Source organism: Sphingobacterium lactis (assembly GCF_051951495.1).
GTDB classification, from domain to species: Bacteria; Bacteroidota; Bacteroidia; order Sphingobacteriales; family Sphingobacteriaceae; genus Sphingobacterium; species Sphingobacterium lactis_A.
Genome location: NZ_JBNHAS010000002.1, coordinates 234,110 through 257,683, shown reverse-complemented (window position 1 = coordinate 257,683; position 23,574 = coordinate 234,110). Strand labels below are relative to the sequence as shown.

The following is a 23,574-nucleotide window of genomic DNA, read 5'->3' as shown; positions in this document are numbered from 1 at the left end:
TAGATTTTACCGAATTGGCGGAAATTTACTCCAAAAGATAGGATAACAATTTTTGCTCATTAAAAGCAAGTAATATGAAAGAACACATGAAAATATGGAGTCTGTTTGCTCTCCTAGCCTTAGGGTTATGGTCTTGCAAAGGCTCTCCAGGAAACAAAGGTCCAGATACTTCAAAAATTGAAGTCAAAGGGGAAACTTTAGCTGAATTAACATCACCTCCTTTTGTTCCAAAACCAGTTGGAAAGCGTGAGGCGACTAAGCTTAAAGTAAGTTTGGAGATCCTTGAATTGGAAGGTGAAATGGTGGATGGTGTGAAATATACGTATTGGACATTTGGAGGTTCTGTACCGGGACAGTTTATTCGGACACGTGTTGGGGATGAGGTGGAGTTCTTATTGAAGAATCACCCAGATAATAAATTACCCCACAATATTGACTTACACGCCGTGACAGGACCAGGTGGAGGTGCTGAATCATCTCTAGTAGCACCAGGACATGAGGTTTCCTTTTCCTTTAAGTGTCTAAATCCAGGCTTGTATGTTTACCACTGTGCTACTGCACCTGTTGGTATGCACATTGCCAATGGAATGTATGGTTTGATCCTAGTAGAACCTGAAGGTGGATTAGAACCTGTCGATAAGGAATACTATGTGATGCAAGGTGATTTCTATACAGAAGGAGCTTACGGAGATAAAGGTCTGCAAGCTTTTGATATGAATAAAGCTATTAAAGAAGAAGCAGATTATGTGGTATTTAATGGTAATGTGAATGCCTTGGTGAATGACAATGCTTTACAAGCTAAGGTAGGACAGAAAATTAGGTTGTTCGTAGGTAATGGTGGACCAAACTTAGTTTCTTCATTCCACGTTATCGGAGAAATCTTCGACAAAGTTCATGTAGAAGGGGGCGACTTAATCAACAACAACATACAAACAACCTTAATTCCTGCGGGTGGTGCAGCTATTGTAGAATTTAAAGTGGATGTACCAGGAACCTTGGTTATGGTCGATCACTCCATCTTTCGAGCCTTTAATAAAGGTGCCTTAGGAATGATTAAAGTAAGTGGACCAGAAAACCATAAGATCTATTCCGGTAAAATTATGGAGGGAATTTATCTACCTGAGGGTGGTACCATCCAGAAAATGCCTGGAAAGAAGAAAGAAGAGGTCATTGTTGCTAAAACACCGGAACAATCCATTGCTGATGGTAAGGCAATATTCAGTCGTACTTGTTTAGCTTGTCACCAAAGCGATGGTAAAGGTATCAAGGCGGTATTCCCTCCATTAGCCAATTCAGATTACTTGAACAAGAGTAAAGACAAGGCTATTGAAGCTGTTATACATGGTTTGAAAGGTGATATTATGGTAAATGGTGAAAAATACAATTCGGTGATGCCTAGTCAATCTTTATCCGATCAAGAGGTTGCCGATGTATTGAATTACGTTTATAACAGTTGGGGTAACAATAAAACAATTATTGCTCCTGCAGATGTCAAGAAAAAAAGAGGTGGTTAATTAAATAAATAATTCTGGGGTAGTTAACTGCCCCAGAATTTATCTTTATTATGGCAAGAAGAATCTACTGTGGAATATATTTACTGTTGTTAATCAGTTTAAGCTTTGCCAAAGTGCAAGGACAGGAAATGGTAATGGTAAAAAAAGGAAGTTATGTTCCTTTATACGGATCAGCAGATAAAAAACCTGTTCAGGTAAATTCTTTTTTCATGGATGTATATCCTGTAACCAATCAAGAGTACCTTCTCTTTGTACAATCCAATCCCAATTATTCCAAATCAAAAATCAAGCGTCTATTTGCCGATAAGTCTTATTTGAATTATTGGGTATCTGACTTTGATTACGGGCAAGCAAGTCCAAAATCGCCAGTCACAAATGTTTCTTGGCATACAGCTAAGAAATATTGTGAATCCAAAGGCAAAAGATTACCAACTATGGATGAATGGGAGTATGCGGCAATGGCTGATGCAAAGAATATGGATGCTAGAACACGAAAGTCATACAATCAATATATCTTAAAATGGTACGAATCTCCAAAGACCTATAATCAGGAAGTGGGAAGCACCTTTAAGAATTATTGGGGAGTATACGACCTACATGGTTTGGTATGGGAGTGGACAGCTGATTTCAACTCTATGTTTCTTTCTGGAGAATCCAGGAAAGATAAAGGAAATGATGATGAATTGTTCTGTGGGAGTGCTTCTATTAATGCCAGTGATTTAATGAACTATGCTGCTTTCATGCGTTATGCATTCCGTGGAAGTATGAAAGCACCTTATACCGGTAGAAATTTAGGTTTCCGCTGTGTAAGAGATATAAAATAAACTGCTTATTATGAGAAAAGCAATGAAAATAATCAGGATGCTACTTTGTATAGGGCTTCCTGTATTCTTCTTCTCCTGTCAGTCAAACAATCAGGAAGAAAAGAAAGAGCAAGAACAAGCTTTAAAAGAGGCCAAAATAAGTACAGATCTATCTGATTTGTCCATTTATAACTTGCCTTCTACTTGGCAAACTCAAGACAATAAAGAAATCGAATTAAAAGATCTGAAGGGTCAAGCTGTTGTTGTGGTTATGATATATACCTCTTGTCAAGCTGCCTGTCCTCGTTTAGTAGCCGATATGAGACATATTGAAAAAACAGTTCAGGCGAAGTATAAGGATAAAGTGAAATATGTATTAGTAAGTATTGATCCAGAAGTTGATACGCCAGAACGTCTGAAAACATTTGCTAAAGAGAACGAAATGGATGGTCCGCAATGGTTATTCCTTCGCTCCAACGAAGACAATACCAGAGAGTTTGCAGCAACGTTAGCAGTAAACTATAAAAAGATATCACCAATAGATTTCTCGCATTCCAATATCATCAGCCTATTTAATGAAGAAGGTGAATTGGTTTATCAGCAAGAAGGTTTAGGAGTAGATTACAGCCCTACCATCAAAGCTATTGAAGAAACAGCAGAGAAGATATAATAGGAATGTTATTTAGTAATCAAAAGGGGCGTAGAAATAATCTACGCCCCTATTTTATGTTTATATTGGAGTAATATACGACTTATCGAATAATACTACCAGCAGATACATCCGAGATAGGATTTACAAAATCAAGTCGACCATTAGCGTCTTCAGCCATTAAGATCATACCTTGAGATTGAATACCTTTGATTTCACGAGGCTCTAAGTTCACTAAGATAGAAACTTGTTTACCTACGATTTCCTCAGGCGTAAAGTGCTCAGCAATACCTGATACAACTGTACGGTTATCAATTCCTGTATCGATGGTCAGTTTCAACAACTTCTTCGTCTTTGCTACTTTTTCAGCAGTTAGAATCTTTCCTACACGGATATCCAACTTACCGAAATCATCAAAAGTGATATTTGCTTTCTGAGGAGCTTTAAGTGCTGATGCAGCATTTAAAGCTTTCGCATTCGCTAATTTGTTCAATTGAAACTCAACCTGTTCATCGGTGATCTTGTCAAATAACAACTGCGTTTCACCTAGAAGATGTCCACTTTCCAATAAATCAGACTTACCTGCTTCATCCCAATTCTTCGCAGCAAGATTTAGCATTTCAAAGATCTTGGTACTTGTGAAAGGCAAGAATGGTTGTCCCATAACCGCTAGGTTAGCCACGATCTGTGCAGCTACAAACAAAACAGTTTTAACACGCTCTTCATCGGTCTTAATCGCTTTCCAAGGCTCTTCATCCGCTAAGTATTTATTTCCTAAGCGAGCAGCATTCATAAAGTTTGCTAAAGCCTCACGGAATCTATATTGCGATAAGGATTGTTGAACCTGTCCTGGGAATTTAGAAAGCTCAGCAAGTACTTCTTGATCTCCGGCTGTCAATGGAGATCCCATTAACACCTTCCCATCAAAATACTTGTGTGAAAGTACCATTACCCGGTTCACAAAGTTTCCTAGAATAGCTACCAACTCATTATTTACACGAGCTTGGAAATCTTTCCATGTAAACTCACTATCTGAAGTCTCCGGTAAAATAGAAGTCAGCATATAGCGTAACTCGTCTTGTTTACCAGGGAATTCCTCCAAATACTCATGTAACCATACCGCATGATTTCTTGAAGTTGAAAGCTTATCCCCTTCTAGGTTCAAAAATTCATTTGCAGGTACATTCTCTGGAAGGATATATTCACCATGGGCATGTAAGATAGCGGGGAAGATAATACAGTGGAATACAATATTATCCTTTCCGATAAAGTGAATCAAGGTAGAATCATCTTCCGGATTAGCTTGTTTTTTCCAATATGCTTCCCAATCTTTACCTTCATCAATCGCCCATTGCTTTGTAGCAGAGATATAGCCTATCGGCGCATCCAACCAAACGTATAGTTTTTTGCCTTGTGCTTCATCCAACGGAACATCCACTCCCCAATCTAAATCGCGGGTCATAGAACGTGGTTGTAAACCTGATTTCAACCAAGACTGACATTGACCAAATACATTGGATTTCAATTCATCTTTCTTGCCTTCAATTAACCATTTCTCTAACCAAGGTTGGTATTTATCCAATGGTAAGTACCAGTGTTTGGTTTCCTTTAAAATTGGCGTTTTACCACTTAATGTCGATTTAGGGTTAATAAGATCCGTAGGATTTAAGGAAGTACCACATTTTTCACATTGATCGCCATAGGCACCTTCATTATGACAATGCGGACAAGTACCTACGATATAACGATCCGCTAGGAACTGATGATATTCTTCATCATAATACTGCTCTGAAAAGCGTTCGATGAACTCACCTTTTTCATACAAGTTAAGAAAGAACTCTTGCGATAATTGATGGTGAATAGGCTCCGAAGTACGGTGATAGATATTGAAAGATATGCCGAATTGCTCGAAGCTTTCTTTAATTTGTTGATTATACTTGTCGATAATCTCCTGTGGAGTTACCCCTTCTTTTTTTGCTTTAATGGTAATTGCTGCCCCATGCTCATCTGATCCACAAACATAGACTACATCTTTTTGGTTCAATCGTAAGAAACGAACAAAGATATCTCCGGGAATGTAAGCACCGGCCAAGTGACCAATGTGCAAAGGACCGTTTGCATATGGCAATGCAGAGGTAATGGTATAACGTTGTTTGCTAAATATATCCAATGGAGTGAGATTTTATTAATTCTGCTAACAAAATTGTTAGGCTAGCAAAGATACAGCAAATTGGCTTATTTCACTAAGTATTAGTACAAATTCCATGTCCTCAGAAGTGCTTTTTCGACAAATTTTAACCCTAAAGAATTTTATGTATATTGGGACAACATTACACTAAATTAAAGAAGCTATGCAAAATTCAAAGACCGACACGGGGTTATTAATTATTCGACTGGTATTAGGTGCTACAATGCTAGCCTTTCATGGTCTCCCTAAATTAATGGGAGGAGTAGAGACTTGGACCAAGATTGGTGCTTCCATGAGCCATCTAGGTATTAATTTTATGCCTACGGTATTTGGATTTTCTGCTGGTTTGGTAGAATCTTTAGGCTCTGTATTATTGATCTTAGGTTTATGGACAAGACCTGCAGCTATTTTCCTTTCATTGACGATGGTTGTTGCTGCTGCTAATCATTTAGCAAAAGGTGATGGATTATCCGGAGCTTCCCATGCCATTGAGTTCTTAGCCGTATTCGTAGCTTTTGCCATTATGGGGCCAGGTAGATTGAGCGTCGATAAGAAATAATAAAAAGAAATATAGCATAAAGGGCATCCCGATTTGGAATGCCCTTTATCTTTACATCTCTGGCTGCTATTATGAAATAGCAACCTCTACATCTGCTTCTTGTTTACTTGGGTCTTTCTTTAAGATGACCGTCAATACACCATCCTCATAGCTCGCATGAATACCATCCAATAGAATCTCATCTTCTAATTGGAAAGATCTTTCAAATGCTCCGCAGTCAGTCTCTTGGTAAACAATCTTCAAGTCCCCATCCAATTCTTGAGCTGTACTGCTGATGGTCAAAATCTGGTTTGCAATAGCGACTTTAAACTGATCCTTCTTACGTCCTGCTGCAAAAACCTGAACTTGATAATACAAATCATTCTCCAAAATATTTGCTGCTACGCTATTTCTACGGTCTTTCATAAAACCAAAGCCTTCCGTGGAGTTACAAAAATGTTGCTGTATGCGATCAAATGCATTTCTACCAGCGCTGGAACAGTTCGCCTTATTCATATGATATCTGCCAAATGTGTTATTTCTTCTAAACATGTTATTTTATTTTTAATGATTAATAAATAGGGATAATACTAGGTTTTGCCGATTTCTTAAAACCAACTACAGGCGCTACAGCCTGTCTTTGCTGCGTATGCATGCGTAAATACGGATCTTCATGCAATAGCTCTGAACCAGTGCTTTCTTTTTTCCAGGAACGGATAATCCAAGCGAACAACATCCCTAATGCCAATAAGATGGTTCCGAAGAATAAGAGCTTAAATAATGCGCTGATAATAATACTTGCCAATCCGACTATAGCTGTTAGTCCGATCAAGCGTGGGATAATCAATTTCAATTTATTTTTCATGTGTTTTATTTTTAATCTAAAAAATTAAAGGCCTTTGTTCTGGTAGACGACAAAGACCTTTAATTACTTTAAAATATTTGGAGAATATTTTATTTACCCTCTTCTTCTCTTGGTTTACAACGATCAGCAAACCTTCTCCTCCACTCTTCGCGGAACCTTGATTTATCCTCATCATCCAATGTTGGACAGGAATCATTGCCTCCGCGGAATCGACCTCCACAGCGACCCTTAGATTTAAAGCCACCACCCCCAAATAAAATCTTGGAGAGGACTAGTAATCCCAATGCCTGCCAATAGCTAATCGCTTTGAGATTAAATATATCTGTCATCAACTGGTTCCATAGAAATTGTACTAAAGCTACCAACAGTAAAGCTCCGACAATCATGGCTAAACCTATAAAGACAAACTTGCCTTTTCTTCTTCGTTTCCAATTCTTTTCCATCCTTATTTCCTTAATGTTTTAATTCATCATATAATCCCTGCAACCGCAATCGCAGGTGTTTGACCGCATAACCTTTACGGCTTATGATGGTCTTTAAATTCTCTTGCTGCAAATCCGCTATCTGTTGTAGGGTGAGCTGTTCAATTTCATTTAATAAAAATACCGAACGCTGCTTCTCGGGCAATTCATCCAATGCCTTATACAACTCATCCCAAAAAATATCCTTGAATAATTTAGCCTCCGGGCTATTAGAATAATCGGCTATTAGAAACTTCTCGAGTACAGCAGTCTCTTCTTCCAGGTTCTCGGTCAGCTCGTCAAGCGAGTCTGTCTTCTTCTTACGGTAGCTATCGGTAATCTTGTTTCGGGTAACAGCATATAACCAAGCCCCAGCATTCTCCAACTGATCTATATTCGTAAGTCGTGAGAACTGAAACCATACCTCTTGCAAAATATCTTCAGCATCAGCAGTCTTTCGAACCCTGGCTTTTACAAAGCTCATCAATTGGCTACTGTATTTCTTTACCGTATCCGAAAATGACTTGGAATTCTTTAACTGCATTTCTTCTGGCTGTATGCTGTCCATATCCACGTAGACGAATCAAAAAGCTTTTTACTCTAAAATATCTTGATTTATTTTTTGTCCTGTGGATTTATGAATAATTCTGTAAAACTAAACATTAGTAGATACACTTTAGCAAAACCAGCAGGCACAAAAAAAGTCTCCCCAATTGGAGAGACTGCTATATTTTCAGAATGCCTTATTTACATTGGAATACCGAAGCATGCCAGCTGTCTTTAAAAGGCACTTCCCACTTGGTGGAAATATCATCTGCTGATTGAATCAGGTTATTGAATACAGGAGTTTCGGCATTTATTTCACCTTCTTGACACTGTGCTGCAAACACATCTCTAGAAACCAATTGAATATTGCCTTCTTTATCACGATAGGAAATCAACATGCGATTAAATAAACCGATGTTCAAATCCTTTTCCAATTGCTTTAGAATGTGTACAGATTTATCAATGGAACATCCCGTTACTTGGGCCATGGCCTCATCCACCGTAAAAACAACAAAAAGATTATGCTTGATTTCTGCCTGTCCTGCTAACTGGCTACCATGCGCAGTCCATTCCCGAACAAAATCAGCCAATTTCTCTTCCGCCAAACGTAATTCCGGCTGCGTAAAAAAACGATCTGCTTGATAAATCCAAACTCTTTTCATCTGTTGGCTTGCCAATATTTTAAAGAATTAATGTGCGTAATAAGGAGAAATCATCAAATAAACGATGACACCAGTTACAGCTACATATAACCACATAGGATAAGTAATACGAGCTAACTTCTTATGACGCTCATACGCTCCAGCTATCCCTCTTACAAAGGTAAACAATACAAAAGGTATAATAACCACCGAAAGAACGATATGCGTGATCAGAATGAAAAAGTATATATATTTAACAGCACCTTCTCCACCAAACTTAGTGGATTCCGAAGTCATGTGATAACCGACATACATCAATAGAAACAAGGAAGAAAAAACCATGCATAACTTAATCAAGTTTTCATGGACCTTTACATTACCACGTTTTATAGCTGAAACAGCAATCACCAAACATACTGCTGTTAACCCATTAATAGTCGCATAAATCGGAGGAAGGAAACTTAGTGGTTGCACATCATATCCAAGATCTCTCAAATTCACACGAAACAATACGGCAACAGCAAGTGGAATTATGATGGCTAATGCCCAAATAATACCTTTATACTTCTTTTCTTCAGCGGTCATTCCCATGTCTACTTTCTTTCTACTTTTAATGGATGATTACGAACTTCTTCAACCAATTGTACTTTTACTTCATCTTCCAAGCGATCTATCTCTGAGCGAAGACTGATGTCATAGAATCCACGAATACGCTTCTTGGAATCTATTAATACCAATTGATTACTGATAACAAATTTATTAGGATCTCCTACTACAGGCATAGCCTCGATTAACATGCTCTCTCTAGCATAGCTAAAGATATCTACATTTGGCTTGTTTACCACAAACCAATGTGGATTTTTACCTTTCTTAAACGAACTGATGTACTTATCCATATCTGCAGGTGTATCCGTAGAGTCTACATCTATTGAGAAAAGCTGCACTTTGGGATTGTATTTAAAGCGCTCAGCAATAACATTCAAGTCATGCATTAACTGCTTGGATAAGCCTTCGTCTTTGGTATAGAACAAGTGAGCGACGGTAATGATGGTATCAGAACCTAAAAACTGAACCGGTTTACCATCATAGTTGATAAAATCAACGGTTTTAAGCTCATGAAATGCAGTGTCGGGTATTTCTCTACCCATCACACGTTTCATCTTTCCAGTGAGGTGTTTTTCACCATATACTGGAAGTTTAATGTACTCATTGGAGCCCATTTTATTAACCAGTATATATAAAAATCCTGGCACGAATAGAACCAATGCCAGGATTATTAATTTCGATATATTTTTCGAACGAGTATTTTTACTCATTAGCAATAGATATATTAATGAGGGAAAATCGGTTGATGATTCATTGCTCCGTGTAAGAAACCACCTTCAATTAACATTAAGATGATGAAATAAACGATAAGAATGAACCCTACACTACAACATACAATAAAGCTTGATTTCTCAAATTTCAAGTGCATGAAGAATGCGATAATATAAAATGCTTTTACTAATGTTAAAATGATATAGATAACATTTACTAAAGTTCCTTTTTGAAGGATACCCCAATGGTGTACAAAGCCTAGAGCGATTAAGAATTCTAATGCTGTTAAAGCTAATAGTACAAAGAATACGGACCAGATACGTTTTTTATCCATTCCTTCGCCGTGTGCATGTGCATCGTGGCTTGCAATATGATCGTGATTACTCATTTGTCTTATATATTTTATTTGTCCGTAATGATTAAACTAAATAGAAGAAGGTAAATACGAATACCCAAACTAAGTCTACAAAGTGCCAGTAAAGACCAACTTTTTCAACCATTAAATATGTTCCTCTTCTTTCGAATGTATTGTTCAAGGTCATGGAAAGCACGATGATGTTTAATAAAACACCGATAGTTACGTGGAAACCATGGAAACCTGTAATCGTAAAGAATAGATTAGAGAATTGAAGTGCTGCTGTATAAGATACTTCTTTGGTGAAGTAAGGACTCAGTGCTTGCACGATGGCATTGTCATCGGTAAGACCAGTTGCAGGGTTATGTCCGAACCAGAAGCCCATATGGTGTAAGTGATACCACTCCATAGCCTGACAGCTCAAGAAACATAGACCTCCTAATACAGTCCATAACATCCATTTTACAACTTCCTGTTTGGAGTTACGATGGCCTGCTTCTACGGCTAATACCATTGTAACGGAAGACATAATCAAAATAAAGGTCATGATACCTACGAATACCAATGGCTGTCCGGAATCTGCGATACCTGGAATCGATTGGAATACCTTATCGGCATCGATCCAAGATGGCTGCGCAAATTTCTGTGCTCCATAATAAATAAGGAACGCAGAGAACGTAAATGCATCCGATACCAAGAAAAACCACATCATGATTTTTCCATACTCTAAATTCCAAGGTGATTTACCTCCGCTCCAAGGTCCGTCTTTTACCTTATCCAATTGCGATACTGTTGTACTCATTGTTTACTGTTATTGATTCAAAAGTAAGAAAACATAAATATATATCCATAATAGGTCTAGAAAATGCCAGAAAATAGTGGCAAGTTCCATCCGGAAAACATTACTGTCCTGTGAAATGTTTTTAGACGCTCCAACAAAACTACGCACTAACACCAATATTCCGGCTATGATGTGTGCCAAGTGAAAACCTGTAAATATGTAAATGAACGATTGTGAAGCATTCGAGTTAATGAAGAATATTCCACGTTCTGTTAACACGTTCCAAGCTTGAAACTGTATGAAAAAGAAAACTATCCCTAAAGCTATGGTAGCTAATAAGAAAAGCTTTTGCTTTCCAAAATTGTGATCTTTAGCGGCTTTATAAGCCAAGTGCATCGTCAAGCTGCTGATTAAGATAACAGCTGTACTATACATGAAAGCATAAGGAAGAATTGTTTTGATACCCTTATCTACCCCACTGTTCGTATATACGATAAACCCACTTGAAAAGGCCGCAAACATCATGAACATCCCAATCATGCCTAACCAAAGGTTAAACTTCTGGGCTTTTCTTGATTTTTGTAAGTCTGCGTTTAGCAATTCCTGCTTATCCATTGCAATATTTAATTCCATCTATTTTAAAAAGGTTTAAAATCTAATAACAACAACAATTGTGTTATCGGTAAGTATGCAAAAGAAGTAAACATAATCTTCTTTGCCGTACTCACTTCCATTTTAACCAAATGCTGGTACCCATACCAAGTAAACAGCAATCCGCCAAGTAAGGACACGGATGTAAACACCCAGCCTCCTATCCCGTAGTACATTGGCAATAATCCTGCGGGTATCATCAACAAGGCTGATATAAATATGAACCAAGCTGATAACTTATCTTTTCTCGTTGTTGGTAATAAACGAAAGCCTGCTCTTTTGTAGTCTTCATCTGAAACCCAGGCAATAGCCCAGAAATGTGGAAACTGCCAGAAGAATTGAATAGCAAATAACACCAAGGGTGTGATCACTACAGCTTGTTCGCTTACCTCAGCATACGCTAAACCAAAACCTGCAGATTTAAATGCTGCATAATAGCCAATCAGTGGTGGTAATGCTCCAGGAATGGCGCCTACCCAAACGGCTATTGGTGATTTCTGCTTTAACGGTGTGTAGACAAATGCATATAAGAATATGGAAAACACAGAAAGTAGTCCAGCGATGAAGTTTAAATTCACTAAAACCAACGTTCCAAAGATCCCCATAAATACACTTAAGATTAAGGCTTGACCTGTAGTCATACGACCAGCAGGCAAAGGTCTATCCATTGTGCGCTTCATCAACTTATCCAAATCACGCTCAATGATCTCGTTAAACCCATTGGCCGCTCCGGTAACTAAAAATCCACCGAATGTAAGCAAAGCCCAGTTATACCAGATAATATCTCCTTGCTGCGTAGCACCAATTAAAAATGAGATCGATGCCGAGAAAACTACCGTCAAGGTAAGACGTAGCTTGACAAGCTTGTTAAAATCTGAAATAAATTCCTTCATAATCAAAATAATCCCCTACCTAATCCTCTACAAGTACTGGCTTTGGTGCATTCAACAATAACAATAAATAGTATTGTGCACCTACGAATAAACTTGCGACAACCAAATGTACCGTCTGCGCGACAGCGGGAACATGAAACCTTGCTAATATAATCCCTGATAACATTTGAATACAAACCAACACAAAAGAAATCAATGCATACTTATATTGGACTGTATTTTGAATATTCAATGACTTGACTTTTAAAAACAAGAACACCGTAATGGCCAATGTTAAATAAGCTAAGATCCGGTGAATATGATAATTCAAACCGATTGAATCAATCCATTCAGAACGCATGATATCCGTTTGTTTAAGGTGATCAATTATCTCTCTAACTTCTGTTCCATATACTACTTGTATAACTAATAGTACGATGGATCCTAAGGTAATCAGCTTTAATCCTTTTGGGATACCAGCTTTCAGAATAGAACCATTTCGAAGTGTTGTAGCCCAATAATACGTATGAATACTTATACAAACAATTACTAAAGCCAACAACATGTGAATGGTAATTACCCATGGTGTTAAGTTGGTAGATACGACAATTGAGCCTAGCCAGGCTTGTATCACAACGACAATAAGATTAAGAACGCTCCATATTGCTATGGCTTTTTTCTTTTTCCAATATGTAAAAGAGTAGAATGCAGTAAACAGCATACAAAATCCGGCAGTTACACCAGCTAAACGATTCACATATTCCGTCCAGGTCTTGGCAGCATTGAATTCCTCATGAACTAAGATCGACTCATCATGACGAATCTGATCCGCGAGATTTTTGTAACCAAAAAACTCAATCATATTGGCAAATCGTTCGTTCTTTTTAATCCTTCCCTCTACATAATGTTGCTCATAACCTTGCGGTAATTGAGAAACATCGGTAGGTGGAATAATACGGTTAAAACATTTGGGCCAGTCTGGACATCCCATTCCTGAACCTGTACTTCTAACGATTCCTCCTGCTGCTATGACAATAAAAAGAACGAATATCGTGATCTTATTTATCCGAATAAAACGCTTTTCAGCTGCTGGATACATGGATCTCTACTTTTACAAATGATAATCTATAAAAGAGAGGTAGGTTTTACCCTACCCTTCTGTTTCTCTGTTATGCTCACGGTTATAAACCTTTTGAGCTTCAATTCCTTCTTCGTTGCCTTCCCAATCATGAATCAAGTTAGAACTCATGGTTTGTGAATGCGGAACGCTTTGAGGAATAAAATCTTCATCATGTCCTGGTTTAGAGTAATCATACGGCCAACGGTAAACAGTTGGGATTTCTCCTGGCCAGTTACCATGGATATGTTCTACTGGAGTAGTCCACTCTAAAGTATTCGCATGCCAAGGGTTTTGAGGAGCACGTTTTCCACACCAGATCGAAGAGAAGAAGTTCCATAAGAACGCTACTTGACCTACTGCTGAAACAATCGCTGCCCAAGTTACTAACAAGTTAACCGATACCCATTTCTCCATGAAAGGGAACTCAGTGAATGCGTAGTAACGACGTGGAACACCATCAATACCCATAAAGTGCATTGGGAAGAATACCAAGTAAGCACCAATGAATGTTAACCAGAAGTGGAAATAACCTAGACGCTCATCCATCATACGGCCGAACATCTTAGGATACCAGTGGTAAACACCAGACAACATACCAAAGATAGACGCAGAACCCATTACCAAGTGGAAGTGAGCTACTACGAAGTATGTATCGTGTAAGTTGATGTCTAATGTTGCATTACCTAAGTATAATCCTGTCAAACCACCTGATACGAAGAATGATACCATACCGATAGCAAACATCATCGCAGGAGTGAAACGGATATTACCTCGCCATAAAGTGGCAATATAGTTGAAGGCCTTAACAGCTGAAGGTACCGCAATGATCAACGTGGTGATCATGAACACCCCACCTAGGAAAGGACTCATACCTGTTACGAACATGTGGTGACCCCAAACGATGAAAGACAATACGGTAATACCTACTAGGGAGTAAACCATCGCATGGTAACCGAAGATCGGCTTACGTGAGTTTGTCGAGATAACCTCAGAAGTCAAGCCTAATGCAGGCATAACTACGATATATACCTCAGGGTGACCTAAGAACCAGAATAAGTGTTGGAATAAGATTGGTGAACCACCTTCGTTAGGAAGGATTGTACCACCAACTACTAAGTCTGATAAGTAGAATGATGTTCCAACCGAACGGTCAAAGAACAACAATACTACTGCTGATACCAATACTGGGAATGATAATAAACCTACGATAGCTGTTAAGAAGAACGCCCAAATTGTTAAAGGCATTTTCCATAACTCCATACCTTTTGTACGCATGTTTAACACGGTACTGATGTAGTTAACACCACCTAATACCTGAGAAGCGATAAACAAGGTCATACTGATTAACCATAAGGTCATACCCAATCCTGAACCTGCAATGGCTTTCGGCACGGCAGAGAGTGGCGGGTAAATCGTCCATCCTGCTGATGCTGGACCACTTTCAATAAAGAAAGAAGCAACCATAATCACACAGGCAGTGAAGAAGAACCAGTACGATAACATGTTCATCAATGGTGATGCCATATCACGTGCTCCCAATTGATAAGGGATAAGTAAGTTACTGAATGTACCTGATAGACCAGCTGTCAATACGAAGAATACCATCATGGTACCGTGGATCGTAACTAATGACAGGAAGAAGTCAGGTTTGATACGACCGCCTTCAGCCCATTTTCCTAAGAATACTTCTAGAATAGGAAATTCTTTATCAGGCCAGGCAAGTTGAATCCGGAATAGGACCGACAGGATCATAGCGAATACGGCCATAATGATACCTGTGATCAAAAACTGCTTTGCAATCATCTTGTGATCCTGACTGAAGATATACTTCGTCAAGAACGATTCATGATGGTGACCATGGTCATCGTGATGAGCTGCGTCGTGCGATATAACTGTAGTTGACATATGTTATTATATATTCTCTATTCGATTAATTAATTGAAGCTGTTAAGTCTTCTTTCTTCTTTCCTTCAGCGCCATTAAGCTCAGCAAATTCCTTCTGAATATCTTCCGTATAGAATTTAGCTTGTTTGCTTAACCACTCTGCGTATTCAGCTTCAGTTACCACTTTAACTGTTTTTTGCATGTTATAGTGGGCCTCTCCACAGATCTTCGCACATAACATCACGTAATCGTATTGAGGATCATTCATCTTATCACGCATTTCCTCCGTTGTTGTAGTCGGAGTAAATTGGAAATAATTCGTCATACCTGGTACCGCGTTGATTTGTACACGGAAATCTGGAATGTAGAATGAATGGATAATATCTTTTGATAAAATATGGAAACGAACTGGTTTGTTAACCGGAATAACGATCATATCACCTTTAACATCGTCCCAAGCAGCTTTGTCATTGAAGTCAATACCATAACCGTTTAATGGAGTCGTTAATTTGTAATTACGTTTACCGATTTTTCCGTCAGCTCCAGGATAGCGAACTGTCCATTGGAACTGCTCTCCTAATACCTCTACTTGTAATGCTGATTTCTTTAAGTCCTCAGGAATGTTGGTGATTTTACGCCAAGTAAAGAAACCAAACAATACTAAGATCGTTAATACCACCGCAGGAACGATTGTCCATAAACGCTCAATCGCATCGTTGTGAGGGTAGAAATAAGCTTTGCGTTTTGCACGCATTCTGTAGATAAAAGAGAATACCAATAATAAGATGTGAACCAATACCAATACCACAGTAATGATGATGGTTGTGATAATAAACATGGTATCTACTTCTTTACCGTGCTCGGTTACTGCTGGTCGCCAAGACCAAGCTCCCCAAACGGCATATCCGTAGTAAACAAATCCTAAGAAAGCAATTAAGAATACCAACATCAAGGTTGCTTGAAGGGTATTGTTTGCCAAAGGATTATATGTTCCATTCACGCGTTTTGTCAACACGTAAATTGAATGTACTTTTCCAATTACTGCTACTACAGCACAGATTACCAAGAAGAATAAAATGTAATAAGTCAAGTTTTTGTAAACCTGAGGATCAGTTACTTTTTCTTCTTTTTGTGTGCCAGAAGCTACAGGCGTCACACTAGAGCTAGCTGTAGATGCTGCTGCTACGGAAGCTGTATCCGTTGCTGCTGCTGCAGTCGTGTCTGTAGCGGTCGCTGCCGAGTCCGCTGTCACTGCTGTTTGCTCCACCGCAGTAGTTGCAGCTGTTGAATCTTGTACCGAAGCAAATGCCGGCGCTGCAAATAATAGGTTAATAGCTAATAAGCCTCCAAACAAGGACTTAAATCTGTTATTTATTTTAAACTTCATTTTTTATAAGACGTTTGAACGTTATTTCAACTTAATCTCTATTAAATCTGATGATGCAAGCTCTCATCCAAGAATGGATGATTCTTAGGTGCCAAAGCATGTTTGCTTATTTTGGTCATGACCAAGAAAGTGAACAAGCCCACAAATCCTATTGCAGTACCGATCTCAATAATACCGAAACCTCTTTCAGAACCTACGGTACCAGGCATAATCATAATATAATAGTCTAACCAGTGACCACATAATAACAAGATCGCTACGAATAACATCATGTTTAATTTACGTTTTGCATCACGGTCAACCAATAATAATAATGGCGCCACAAAGTTAATGATAATGTTTAACCAAAACCAAGGTTTGTATTCTGGTTCCCAACGTTTGTAGAAGTACACGGTCTCCTCTGGAATATTCGAATACCAAATCAACATAAATTGTGCAAACCAAACGTAAGTCCAGAAGATGGAGAAACCAAATAATAACTTACCTAAATCATGTAGGTGGTTTTCATTAACCCAGCTCATGTATCCGCCTTTTTTCAAAAGAACCAAGATAACGATGATTACGGCTAATCCACTTACCCACATCGCTGCGAAGTTATACCATCCGAACATGGTCGAGAACCAGTGAGCCTCTAAAGACATCACGGTATCAAATGACCAAATTGGAGTAGTAAATCCGAAGATTACTAAGAAGATCGCAGAAAGCTTAAAGCTCTTTTTGTAGCCGTTAAGACCACCTGCTAAATCTTCGTTATAAGATAACTTAGCTAAAATGAAAGCAAAAATAGCGTAGCTTCCCATGAACAAGATCTGACGGATCAAGAATCCTGGTACATTTAAGAAAGCAGCTTTACCAGCAACTAAGGCATCATAATTAGGGCTGCTCGGGTCAGTTAACCCATCAGCGTGCCAGTGGTGGTATAGGTTGTGTGAAGTTAATCCTAAGCCTACGATAACCAATAAGATGATGGAAGCAATCGGAAGGATGCTAGCCATCGCTTGAGGAATACGTAGAAGGCCTGCAGACCAACCAGATTGAGTAACCAATTGTAAGGCGATGAAGAAAGCTCCAGCAGCACAAACACAGGTAAAGTAATATCCCATCAATAATAAATTGGCATATGTACGCTCAACCATGATATGGTCACTAGAAAGTAAGCCGAATGCAATAGCGGCTATTCCTACAACGATTGCAACCAAACTCAGGACCTTAGCGATACCTGCGAATTGAAATTGCTCGCTGAAATTATAATCGTGATGATGATTGTGAGTTCCCATTTATATTATCAATGTTAGATTATTTTTTTTGTAATTCATGAACGAACATTACCACTTTCCAACGTTCCTCTGGATTTAACTGCGAAGCGTGAGAACCCATCGCGTTGTATCCATAAGTAATGGTGTGGTAGATTTGACCATCAGATAGATCGGCCATTAATGTTCCACGAGTTGATTTTGCTCCTGAAGATCTATGATAAGATGGTGGCGGTGGGAATTTCTCCAATTCACGCTCTCCTCTTGAATCATTAACCTTTCTATCTTTTGTCAATGGGCCATCACCATTTCCATCTTTACCATGACATACGGCACAGTAAACTTGGTATAATGCATCTCCTTGTTTCAAGTTAGCCTCAGTTACCGCTAAAGGATTCTTAACTTCTAAGCCAGCTTGTTGGTATCCTTCAATCGTATTCGGATAGTCAAAGCGTACAAATCCAATAGGATCTGTTGCTGCCGGTGGTAATTGTGCTGTTTGGTTATTCTTAAAATTTGGGTTTGGCTGATCGGGATTAAAAGCGATCGGCTCATACATATTAGGCGAGAATTCCCAGCCTGCACTACGCGAAGTTCCATCCCCGCAAGCAGAAACAACCGCTGATAAAGCGACAGCTACACATACAGTTCCAAGAAAATTCTTCTTATTCATAACTAACATATTTTCTTTCATTGTATTTAACTTCAACTGCGCCTGCTTCTTTCAATAAGTTATCGATCAAAGCATGGTCAGTATTTTCTTGGGCATCAATTGCTACGATAAAACGATCATCTGTCGCTCTTAAATCCATAACTCGTGGTGTACGGCCTGGAAATAAATGGTTACGGAAGAAGAATGTTGCCACCATGCCTAAAGCACATAATAAGATGGTAACCTCAAATGTAACCGGTACAAAGTTTGGCAATGGCATCGATGGTTTACCACCAATGTTCATCGGCCAATCGTAAGCCATCGTATAAAACAATAAGCTAAATCCCAATGTAGTTCCTAATGCGCCAAATATAAATGCTGCAATTGGTAAACGTGATGGCTTTACTCCTAACTTCGCCTCAATTCCGTGGATAGGCATTGGAGTGAAACAATCAAAAATGCTAATGTTATTCGCTTGCAACTTATCGATCCCGTGCATCATTTCATCAGGATCCGCAAAACTTCCTAGTATATATTTTGTATTGCTCATTGCTTATTAATTTTTAATCTTTAACGCCTTAATGTCTTCCTCTGTCACTGAATCATACTTATCCAACGAGTTTCTGAAGTATTCCACTTGATCCTCAGGGAAAGCTCCTTCTTGAACCAATTTCGTTTTCTGTTGTAAACTCGCGCTCTTCAACAACAACTTAACCTCTGCAATCGCAATACCCGGTAAGAAACGTAAGAACAATAAGAATAAGGTAAAGAACAATCCGATAGATCCTACGAAGATGCCTACGTCAACCCATGTAGGGTAGAACATTGCCCAGGATGATGGCAAGTAGTCACGGTGTAGCGAAGTAACGATAATTACGAAACGCTCAAACCACATACCGATGTTTACAATGATGGACAATACCCAAGAGATCGGAATACTTGTACGGATTTTCTTGAACCAGAATAACTGAGGAGAAATCACGTTACAGGTCATCATCGCCCAGTATGCCCAAGCGTAAGGACCCGCAATACGGTTTGCAAATGCATACATCTCGTATTCTGAACCGGAGTACCATGCAATGAATAACTCCGTTAAATAGGCGATACCTACGATTGAACCTGTTACCATGATGATCTTGTTCATCGACTCGATGTGGAACATGGTAATGTAGTTCTCAAAGTTCATCACTTTACGAAGGATCAACAATAAGGTTTGTACCATCGCAAATCCAGAGAAGATCGCCCCTGCTACGAAGTATGGAGGGAAGATCGTCGTGTGCCATCCTGGGATAACCGAGGTAGCAAAGTCCATGGATACGATTGTGTGTACGGAAAGTACAAGTGGAGTAGAGATACCTGCTAAGATCAAGGAAACGATTTCAAAACGTTGCCAAGTCTTTACAGAACCGTTCCATCCAAAAGACAATACCGAATAGATTTTTTGTTTTAATCCAGTAGCACGGTCACGTACTGTCGCGATATCAGGTAACAAACCACAGTACCAGAATACTAATGATACAGTGAAGTACGTGGAGATCGCGAACGCATCCCATACTAGTGGGGAGTTAAAGTTCACCCAAAGTGATCCGAATTGGTTAGGCAATGGGAAAATCCAGTATGCTAACCACGGGCGGCCCATGTGTGCTACAACGTAGGTAGCGGCACAGATAACGGCAAAGATTGTCATCGCCTCAGCCGATCTGTTGATGGAGTTACGCCAGTTTTGACGGAATAATAATAATACTGCGGAGATTAACGTACCGGCGTGACCAATACCTACCCACCATACGAAGTCGGTGATATCCCAGGCCCAGCCTACTGTTTTGTTTAATCCCCAAGCGCCGATACCCGTCCAGAACGTGTATCCAACACTCACTACCCATAACATTGCTCCTAAGGCGGCAACCGTGAAACCGATCCACCAAGCTTTGTTAGGCTTATTCTCTACCGGAAGTAAGATATCATCTGTAATTTGTGCGTAGGTGATATCCTTGCCGGTGATTAATGGTTCTCTTAATATTGATTCGTTATGCGATGACATAGTTCTTTTATTTCAGTCTGAATAAATTAAGCTTCAAATGTGTTTCTTACCTTCGTCATATAACCAATATTTGGTTGTACGTTGATTTCTTCTAGCACGTAATAAACGCGTTCGTTACGTAATGCTTTTGAAACTTCTGACTCCGGATCGTTTGCATCTCCAAAGATGATAGCATTTGCAGAACATGCTGCCTGACACGCCATTTTGATATCCCCGTCCTTAACTTTACGGTTCTCCATCTTCGCGTGCAATTTACCTGCTTGGATACGTTGAATACACATTGAACATTTCTCCATAACACCACGTGAACGTGTAGTTACATCTGGGTTCAATACCAATTGCGTGAACTCGTTGTTTAGATAGTTATCAAAACGTGAGTCATTCCAGTAGTTGAACCAGTTGAAACGACGTACTTTATATGGACAGTTGTTCGCACAGTAACGTGTTCCAAAACAACGGTTGTATGCCATATGGTTAAGACCTTCTGATGAGTGTACTGTTGCCAATACCGGACATACCGTCTCACATGGTGCGTGCTCACAGTGCTGACATAACATCGGTTGGTGTACAACTGTTACATCTTCGTAATCAAGACCATCTGCTTTTGCGATTTCTTTTTCTTTCGTTAAAGAAGCCTCACCATTGTTTAAGGTATAATAACGGTCAATACGCAACCAGTGCATTTCACGACGACGGCGAACCTCGTCACGGCCTACAACTGGAATGTTATTTTCAACGTTACAAGCTACAATACACGATCCACAACCTGTACATGCGTTCAAGTCAATCGCCATCACCCAACGGTGACCTGGTTGCTCAAACTTGTTCCATAAATCATATGTCTGGTGCGTATCAGAGAAACGACCTGACTCCGAGTTAGGATCTTTTAAGTATTTCGCGAATGAAGTCTCACGTACAATGTTACGTCCTTCAATCGTGTGGTGTGTTTGTGTTTGTGCTAATTCATAGATTCCTGATGCTTTGCTTACCGTCGCTTTAGCCGAAAACTGAATTGTTCCGTTTACTAAGCTTGCAAATGGATAAGCATTCACACCTACATCATTTCCTGCTTTTCCTACTTTCGTACGGCCATAACCTACAGCTACTGAAACAGTACCTTTAGCTTGACCTGGTTGTAAGACTACCGGAAGATCAACTTTATAACCGTTAGCTTCAACTGTTACTTTTCCAGTTTCTTTAACGCCTAACTCTTCTGCATCAACCGGGTTAATAGCAGCATAGTTGTCCCAAGTTACTTTAGATACTGGATCTGGTAACTCTTGTAGGTAAGCGTTATTCGCATAACGTCCATCACGGATGGAAGTTGATTCGTATAATTTTAATTCTACGCCTCCAGCTACACGTTTGCTATCGTTAGTGATCGCTGTAGCAGCTGCATTTACATCTGCATTAGCTGTGTATGCTGAACCTGTTGTAGAACCTTTGAATACAAAACCTTGTTGCAATACATCTTTCCAAGTTTTTCCTGTACCTGCAAGGATATTTGCTTCCCAAGTTTCTTTAACAAAATCATGAATGTTTTTGTTAACACCAGCCCAGATCAATAAAGATTGTTCTGCTTGACGTGTGTTGAAAACCGGGTTAATGGTCGGTTGAATGATAGTAAATAAACCTTCTTTAGCGGATGAATCTCCCCATGCTTCTAAGAATGTACAGTTTGGAGCAATTGCTTTCAATTCTGAAGCAGTCTCATCTGCGCGGTCTGAGAAAGATACCGAGTAATCAATTTTTGCTAAAGCAGCTTTTACATCATCAGCTTTGTAATAACTGTAAACCGGGTTACTGTTCAAGAAGAATGCTACCCCTACTTGTCCAGCTTTTGCAGCTGTTAAGAAGGTTTGGAAAGCAGCATCAGATCCCTGATGTTGTTTAGAGAAGTTATCTAAGTCAATGATCGATCCGTAAGCTCCAAGTGCGGAGTTGATCGCATTAACCAATACTTGTGTGTTGATGTCGTTCGAACCGGAAACAACCACAGCAGCACCTCTTGCATTTACCAGCTCTGCAGCTGCCAATTTCAAGATTTTAGTTGCTTTTGCATTGGTTGTACCACCTGCTACCGAAGAACCTGTCACCGCATTGTATAATGCGATTAATACTGCTCCTTCTTCTGAAGGCTTGATTGCTGCACGAACGTCTGCATTTGAACCAGTCATCGATAGACCAGACTCAAATTGAATATGACGTGACATCTTACCACCTTTAAGTGATTTGTGGTCACGGTTTTTAATGTAATCTTGCGTATGCTCTTCACCCGCTAACCAAGAACCTAAGAAGTCTGCTGCAACTGATACAACAACTTGCGCCTTGTCAAAGTGGTATGAAGGGATAACAGCTTTACCGAAAGAAGCTCTGTTGGCTTCTAGTATACCGCTGTAAGAAACTGCATCAACCTGTACATGGTTAGTAGCAGGATATTTTGCTGCTAGAGCAGCAATTGCAGCTAAAGTAGAAGGACTGTTAACACTGTCAGAAACAATAGTAATTTGTTTACCTGCCGCTTGCGCTTTGTTTAAGGCATCGATAACTGCTTTATCCATCTGCGCCCAACTTACATCCTTACCACCGATTTGTGGAGCTTGTAACTTAGACATGTCGTAAAGATCCAAGATAGAAGCTGTTGTGCTAGCATCTGTACCTTGGTTCAATCCAACTGCATTTGGGTTCGCCTCTAAGGAAATAGGACGTCCCTCACGAGTTCTAACGATTACACTCTGACCATTGAAGGAGGAAGCGTAGAAGTTAGGGATACCCGGGGTAATTTCTTCTGGTTTGATAACATAAGGAACTGCCTTATGAATTGGTGTACGGTTACACGCAGCTAATGTTACAGCGCCTAAACCGAAACCCAAAGCCTTTAAGAAATCACGACGAGGCGTCTTTGTACTTAAACCAGCTTCGTTTAACACATCTTCTACAGGAATAGACTCAGCAAACTCCCCTTTGCTTCCTTCAACAAAAGCAGGTGTTTGATTCAATTCTTCTAAGCCTTTCCAATATTTTTTATTGCTTTCCATTTAAGCTATATATAAGAT

Annotated in this window: 24 protein-coding genes; 4 read left to right on the top strand and 20 right to left on the bottom strand. The window is 39.4% G+C overall.

Translation table 11 applies throughout. The features are described 5' to 3' along the window. The first annotated feature begins 74 nt into the window (after nucleotides 1-74). Genes nirK through ACP6L2_RS08810 form a run of 3 tightly spaced genes read left to right on the top strand, consistent with a single transcriptional unit; the run spans nucleotide 75 to nucleotide 2,987 of the window. On the top strand, nucleotides 75-1,514 hold the full coding sequence (gene nirK, locus ACP6L2_RS08820) for a copper-containing nitrite reductase (RefSeq protein WP_440508865.1): 1,440 nt from the start codon (nucleotides 75-77) through the stop codon (nucleotides 1,512-1,514). Nucleotides 1,515-1,564: 50 nt separating this feature from the next. Beyond that, complete coding sequence (locus ACP6L2_RS08815; protein WP_440508864.1) at nucleotides 1,565-2,338, top strand: formylglycine-generating enzyme family protein; 774 nt, start codon at nucleotides 1,565-1,567, stop codon at nucleotides 2,336-2,338. A 10-nt stretch (nucleotides 2,339-2,348) separates the two neighbouring features. Further along, entirely contained in the window at nucleotides 2,349-2,987 is a 639-nt protein-coding gene (locus ACP6L2_RS08810; protein ID WP_440508863.1) for an SCO family protein, read from the top strand. Between the two features lie 82 nt (nucleotides 2,988-3,069). Here ACP6L2_RS08810 and metG read toward each other — a convergent pair whose 3' ends face one another. After that, complete coding sequence (metG, locus tag ACP6L2_RS08805; protein ID WP_440508862.1) at nucleotides 3,070-5,136, bottom strand: methionine--tRNA ligase; 2,067 nt, start codon at nucleotides 5,134-5,136, stop codon at nucleotides 3,070-3,072. Nucleotides 5,137-5,317: 181 nt separating this feature from the next. Between metG and ACP6L2_RS08800 the strand changes: the two genes are divergently transcribed. Then, nucleotides 5,318-5,713, top strand: a complete 396-nt coding sequence (locus ACP6L2_RS08800; protein ID WP_440508861.1) for a DoxX family protein — start codon at nucleotides 5,318-5,320, stop codon at nucleotides 5,711-5,713. A gap of 69 nt (nucleotides 5,714-5,782) precedes the next feature. Here ACP6L2_RS08800 and ACP6L2_RS08795 read toward each other — a convergent pair whose 3' ends face one another. The 19 genes from ACP6L2_RS08795 to ACP6L2_RS08705 form a co-directional block, all read right to left on the bottom strand. Further along, a complete protein-coding gene (locus tag ACP6L2_RS08795; RefSeq protein WP_440508860.1) occupies nucleotides 5,783-6,244 on the bottom strand; it encodes an Hsp20/alpha crystallin family protein in 462 nt (153 codons plus the stop codon). Between the two features lie 19 nt (nucleotides 6,245-6,263). Next, a complete protein-coding gene (locus ACP6L2_RS08790) occupies nucleotides 6,264-6,557 on the bottom strand; it encodes a hypothetical protein (protein WP_440508859.1) in 294 nt (97 codons plus the stop codon). An 89-nt stretch (nucleotides 6,558-6,646) separates the two neighbouring features. Continuing rightward, nucleotides 6,647-7,000, bottom strand: coding sequence for a hypothetical protein (locus ACP6L2_RS08785; RefSeq protein ID WP_440508858.1), 354 nt, complete (start codon nucleotides 6,998-7,000; stop codon nucleotides 6,647-6,649). A 10-nt stretch (nucleotides 7,001-7,010) separates the two neighbouring features. Then, entirely contained in the window at nucleotides 7,011-7,586 is a 576-nt protein-coding gene (locus ACP6L2_RS08780; RefSeq protein ID WP_440508857.1) for an RNA polymerase sigma factor, read from the bottom strand. 175 nt (nucleotides 7,587-7,761) lie between these two features. Beyond that, on the bottom strand, nucleotides 7,762-8,226 hold the full coding sequence (locus ACP6L2_RS08775; protein ID WP_440508856.1) for an ABC transporter ATPase: 465 nt from the start codon (nucleotides 8,224-8,226) through the stop codon (nucleotides 7,762-7,764). A 27-nt stretch (nucleotides 8,227-8,253) separates the two neighbouring features. Continuing rightward, nucleotides 8,254-8,796, bottom strand: coding sequence for a DUF420 domain-containing protein (locus tag ACP6L2_RS08770; RefSeq protein WP_440508855.1), 543 nt, complete (start codon nucleotides 8,794-8,796; stop codon nucleotides 8,254-8,256). A 2-nt stretch (nucleotides 8,797-8,798) separates the two neighbouring features. Next, nucleotides 8,799-9,521, bottom strand: a complete 723-nt coding sequence (locus ACP6L2_RS08765; RefSeq protein ID WP_440508854.1) for an SCO family protein — start codon at nucleotides 9,519-9,521, stop codon at nucleotides 8,799-8,801. Between the two features lie 14 nt (nucleotides 9,522-9,535). Beyond that, complete coding sequence (locus tag ACP6L2_RS08760) at nucleotides 9,536-9,910, bottom strand: cytochrome C oxidase subunit IV family protein (RefSeq protein ID WP_344673211.1); 375 nt, start codon at nucleotides 9,908-9,910, stop codon at nucleotides 9,536-9,538. A 31-nt stretch (nucleotides 9,911-9,941) separates the two neighbouring features. Beyond that, nucleotides 9,942-10,679, bottom strand: a complete 738-nt coding sequence (locus tag ACP6L2_RS08755) for a cytochrome c oxidase subunit 3 (protein ID WP_344673212.1) — start codon at nucleotides 10,677-10,679, stop codon at nucleotides 9,942-9,944. Nucleotides 10,680-10,688: 9 nt separating this feature from the next. Beyond that, the gene (locus ACP6L2_RS08750; RefSeq protein WP_440508853.1) at nucleotides 10,689-11,291 is read right to left on the bottom strand and encodes a cytochrome c oxidase subunit 3; all 603 of its coding nucleotides are present in this window, start codon (nucleotides 11,289-11,291) and stop codon (nucleotides 10,689-10,691) included. A 5-nt stretch (nucleotides 11,292-11,296) separates the two neighbouring features. Continuing rightward, nucleotides 11,297-12,202, bottom strand: a complete 906-nt coding sequence (gene cyoE, locus ACP6L2_RS08745) for a heme o synthase (protein WP_344673214.1) — start codon at nucleotides 12,200-12,202, stop codon at nucleotides 11,297-11,299. A gap of 19 nt (nucleotides 12,203-12,221) precedes the next feature. After that, nucleotides 12,222-13,280, bottom strand: a complete 1,059-nt coding sequence (locus tag ACP6L2_RS08740) for a COX15/CtaA family protein (RefSeq protein WP_440508852.1) — start codon at nucleotides 13,278-13,280, stop codon at nucleotides 12,222-12,224. Between the two features lie 51 nt (nucleotides 13,281-13,331). Next, nucleotides 13,332-15,206: a cytochrome c oxidase subunit I gene (locus ACP6L2_RS08735; protein WP_440508851.1), complete on the bottom strand. Its 1,875-nt coding sequence runs from the start codon at nucleotides 15,204-15,206 to the stop codon at nucleotides 13,332-13,334. A gap of 25 nt (nucleotides 15,207-15,231) precedes the next feature. Continuing rightward, nucleotides 15,232-16,572 (bottom strand): cytochrome c oxidase subunit II, encoded by a 1,341-nt coding sequence (locus tag ACP6L2_RS08730; protein WP_344673217.1) that lies wholly within the window; start codon nucleotides 16,570-16,572, stop codon nucleotides 15,232-15,234. Between the two features lie 41 nt (nucleotides 16,573-16,613). Then, nucleotides 16,614-17,849 (bottom strand): quinol:cytochrome C oxidoreductase, encoded by a 1,236-nt coding sequence (locus ACP6L2_RS08725; protein WP_440508850.1) that lies wholly within the window; start codon nucleotides 17,847-17,849, stop codon nucleotides 16,614-16,616. Between the two features lie 19 nt (nucleotides 17,850-17,868). Beyond that, on the bottom strand, nucleotides 17,869-18,498 hold the full coding sequence (locus ACP6L2_RS08720; RefSeq protein WP_344673219.1) for a c-type cytochrome: 630 nt from the start codon (nucleotides 18,496-18,498) through the stop codon (nucleotides 17,869-17,871). Beyond that, nucleotides 18,491-19,027 (bottom strand): DUF3341 domain-containing protein, encoded by a 537-nt coding sequence (locus ACP6L2_RS08715; protein ID WP_440508849.1) that lies wholly within the window; start codon nucleotides 19,025-19,027, stop codon nucleotides 18,491-18,493. The genes ACP6L2_RS08720 and ACP6L2_RS08715 overlap by 8 nt, the downstream gene beginning before the upstream one ends. A gap of 6 nt (nucleotides 19,028-19,033) precedes the next feature. Beyond that, nucleotides 19,034-20,518 carry an NrfD/PsrC family molybdoenzyme membrane anchor subunit gene (gene nrfD, locus ACP6L2_RS08710; protein ID WP_440508848.1) on the bottom strand — a complete coding sequence of 495 codons (1,485 nt, stop codon included), beginning with the start codon at nucleotides 20,516-20,518 and terminating at the stop codon, nucleotides 19,034-19,036. A gap of 26 nt (nucleotides 20,519-20,544) precedes the next feature. Continuing rightward, nucleotides 20,545-23,556, bottom strand: coding sequence for a TAT-variant-translocated molybdopterin oxidoreductase (locus ACP6L2_RS08705; protein ID WP_440508847.1), 3,012 nt, complete (start codon nucleotides 23,554-23,556; stop codon nucleotides 20,545-20,547). Nucleotides 23,557-23,574 lie beyond the last annotated feature (18 nt).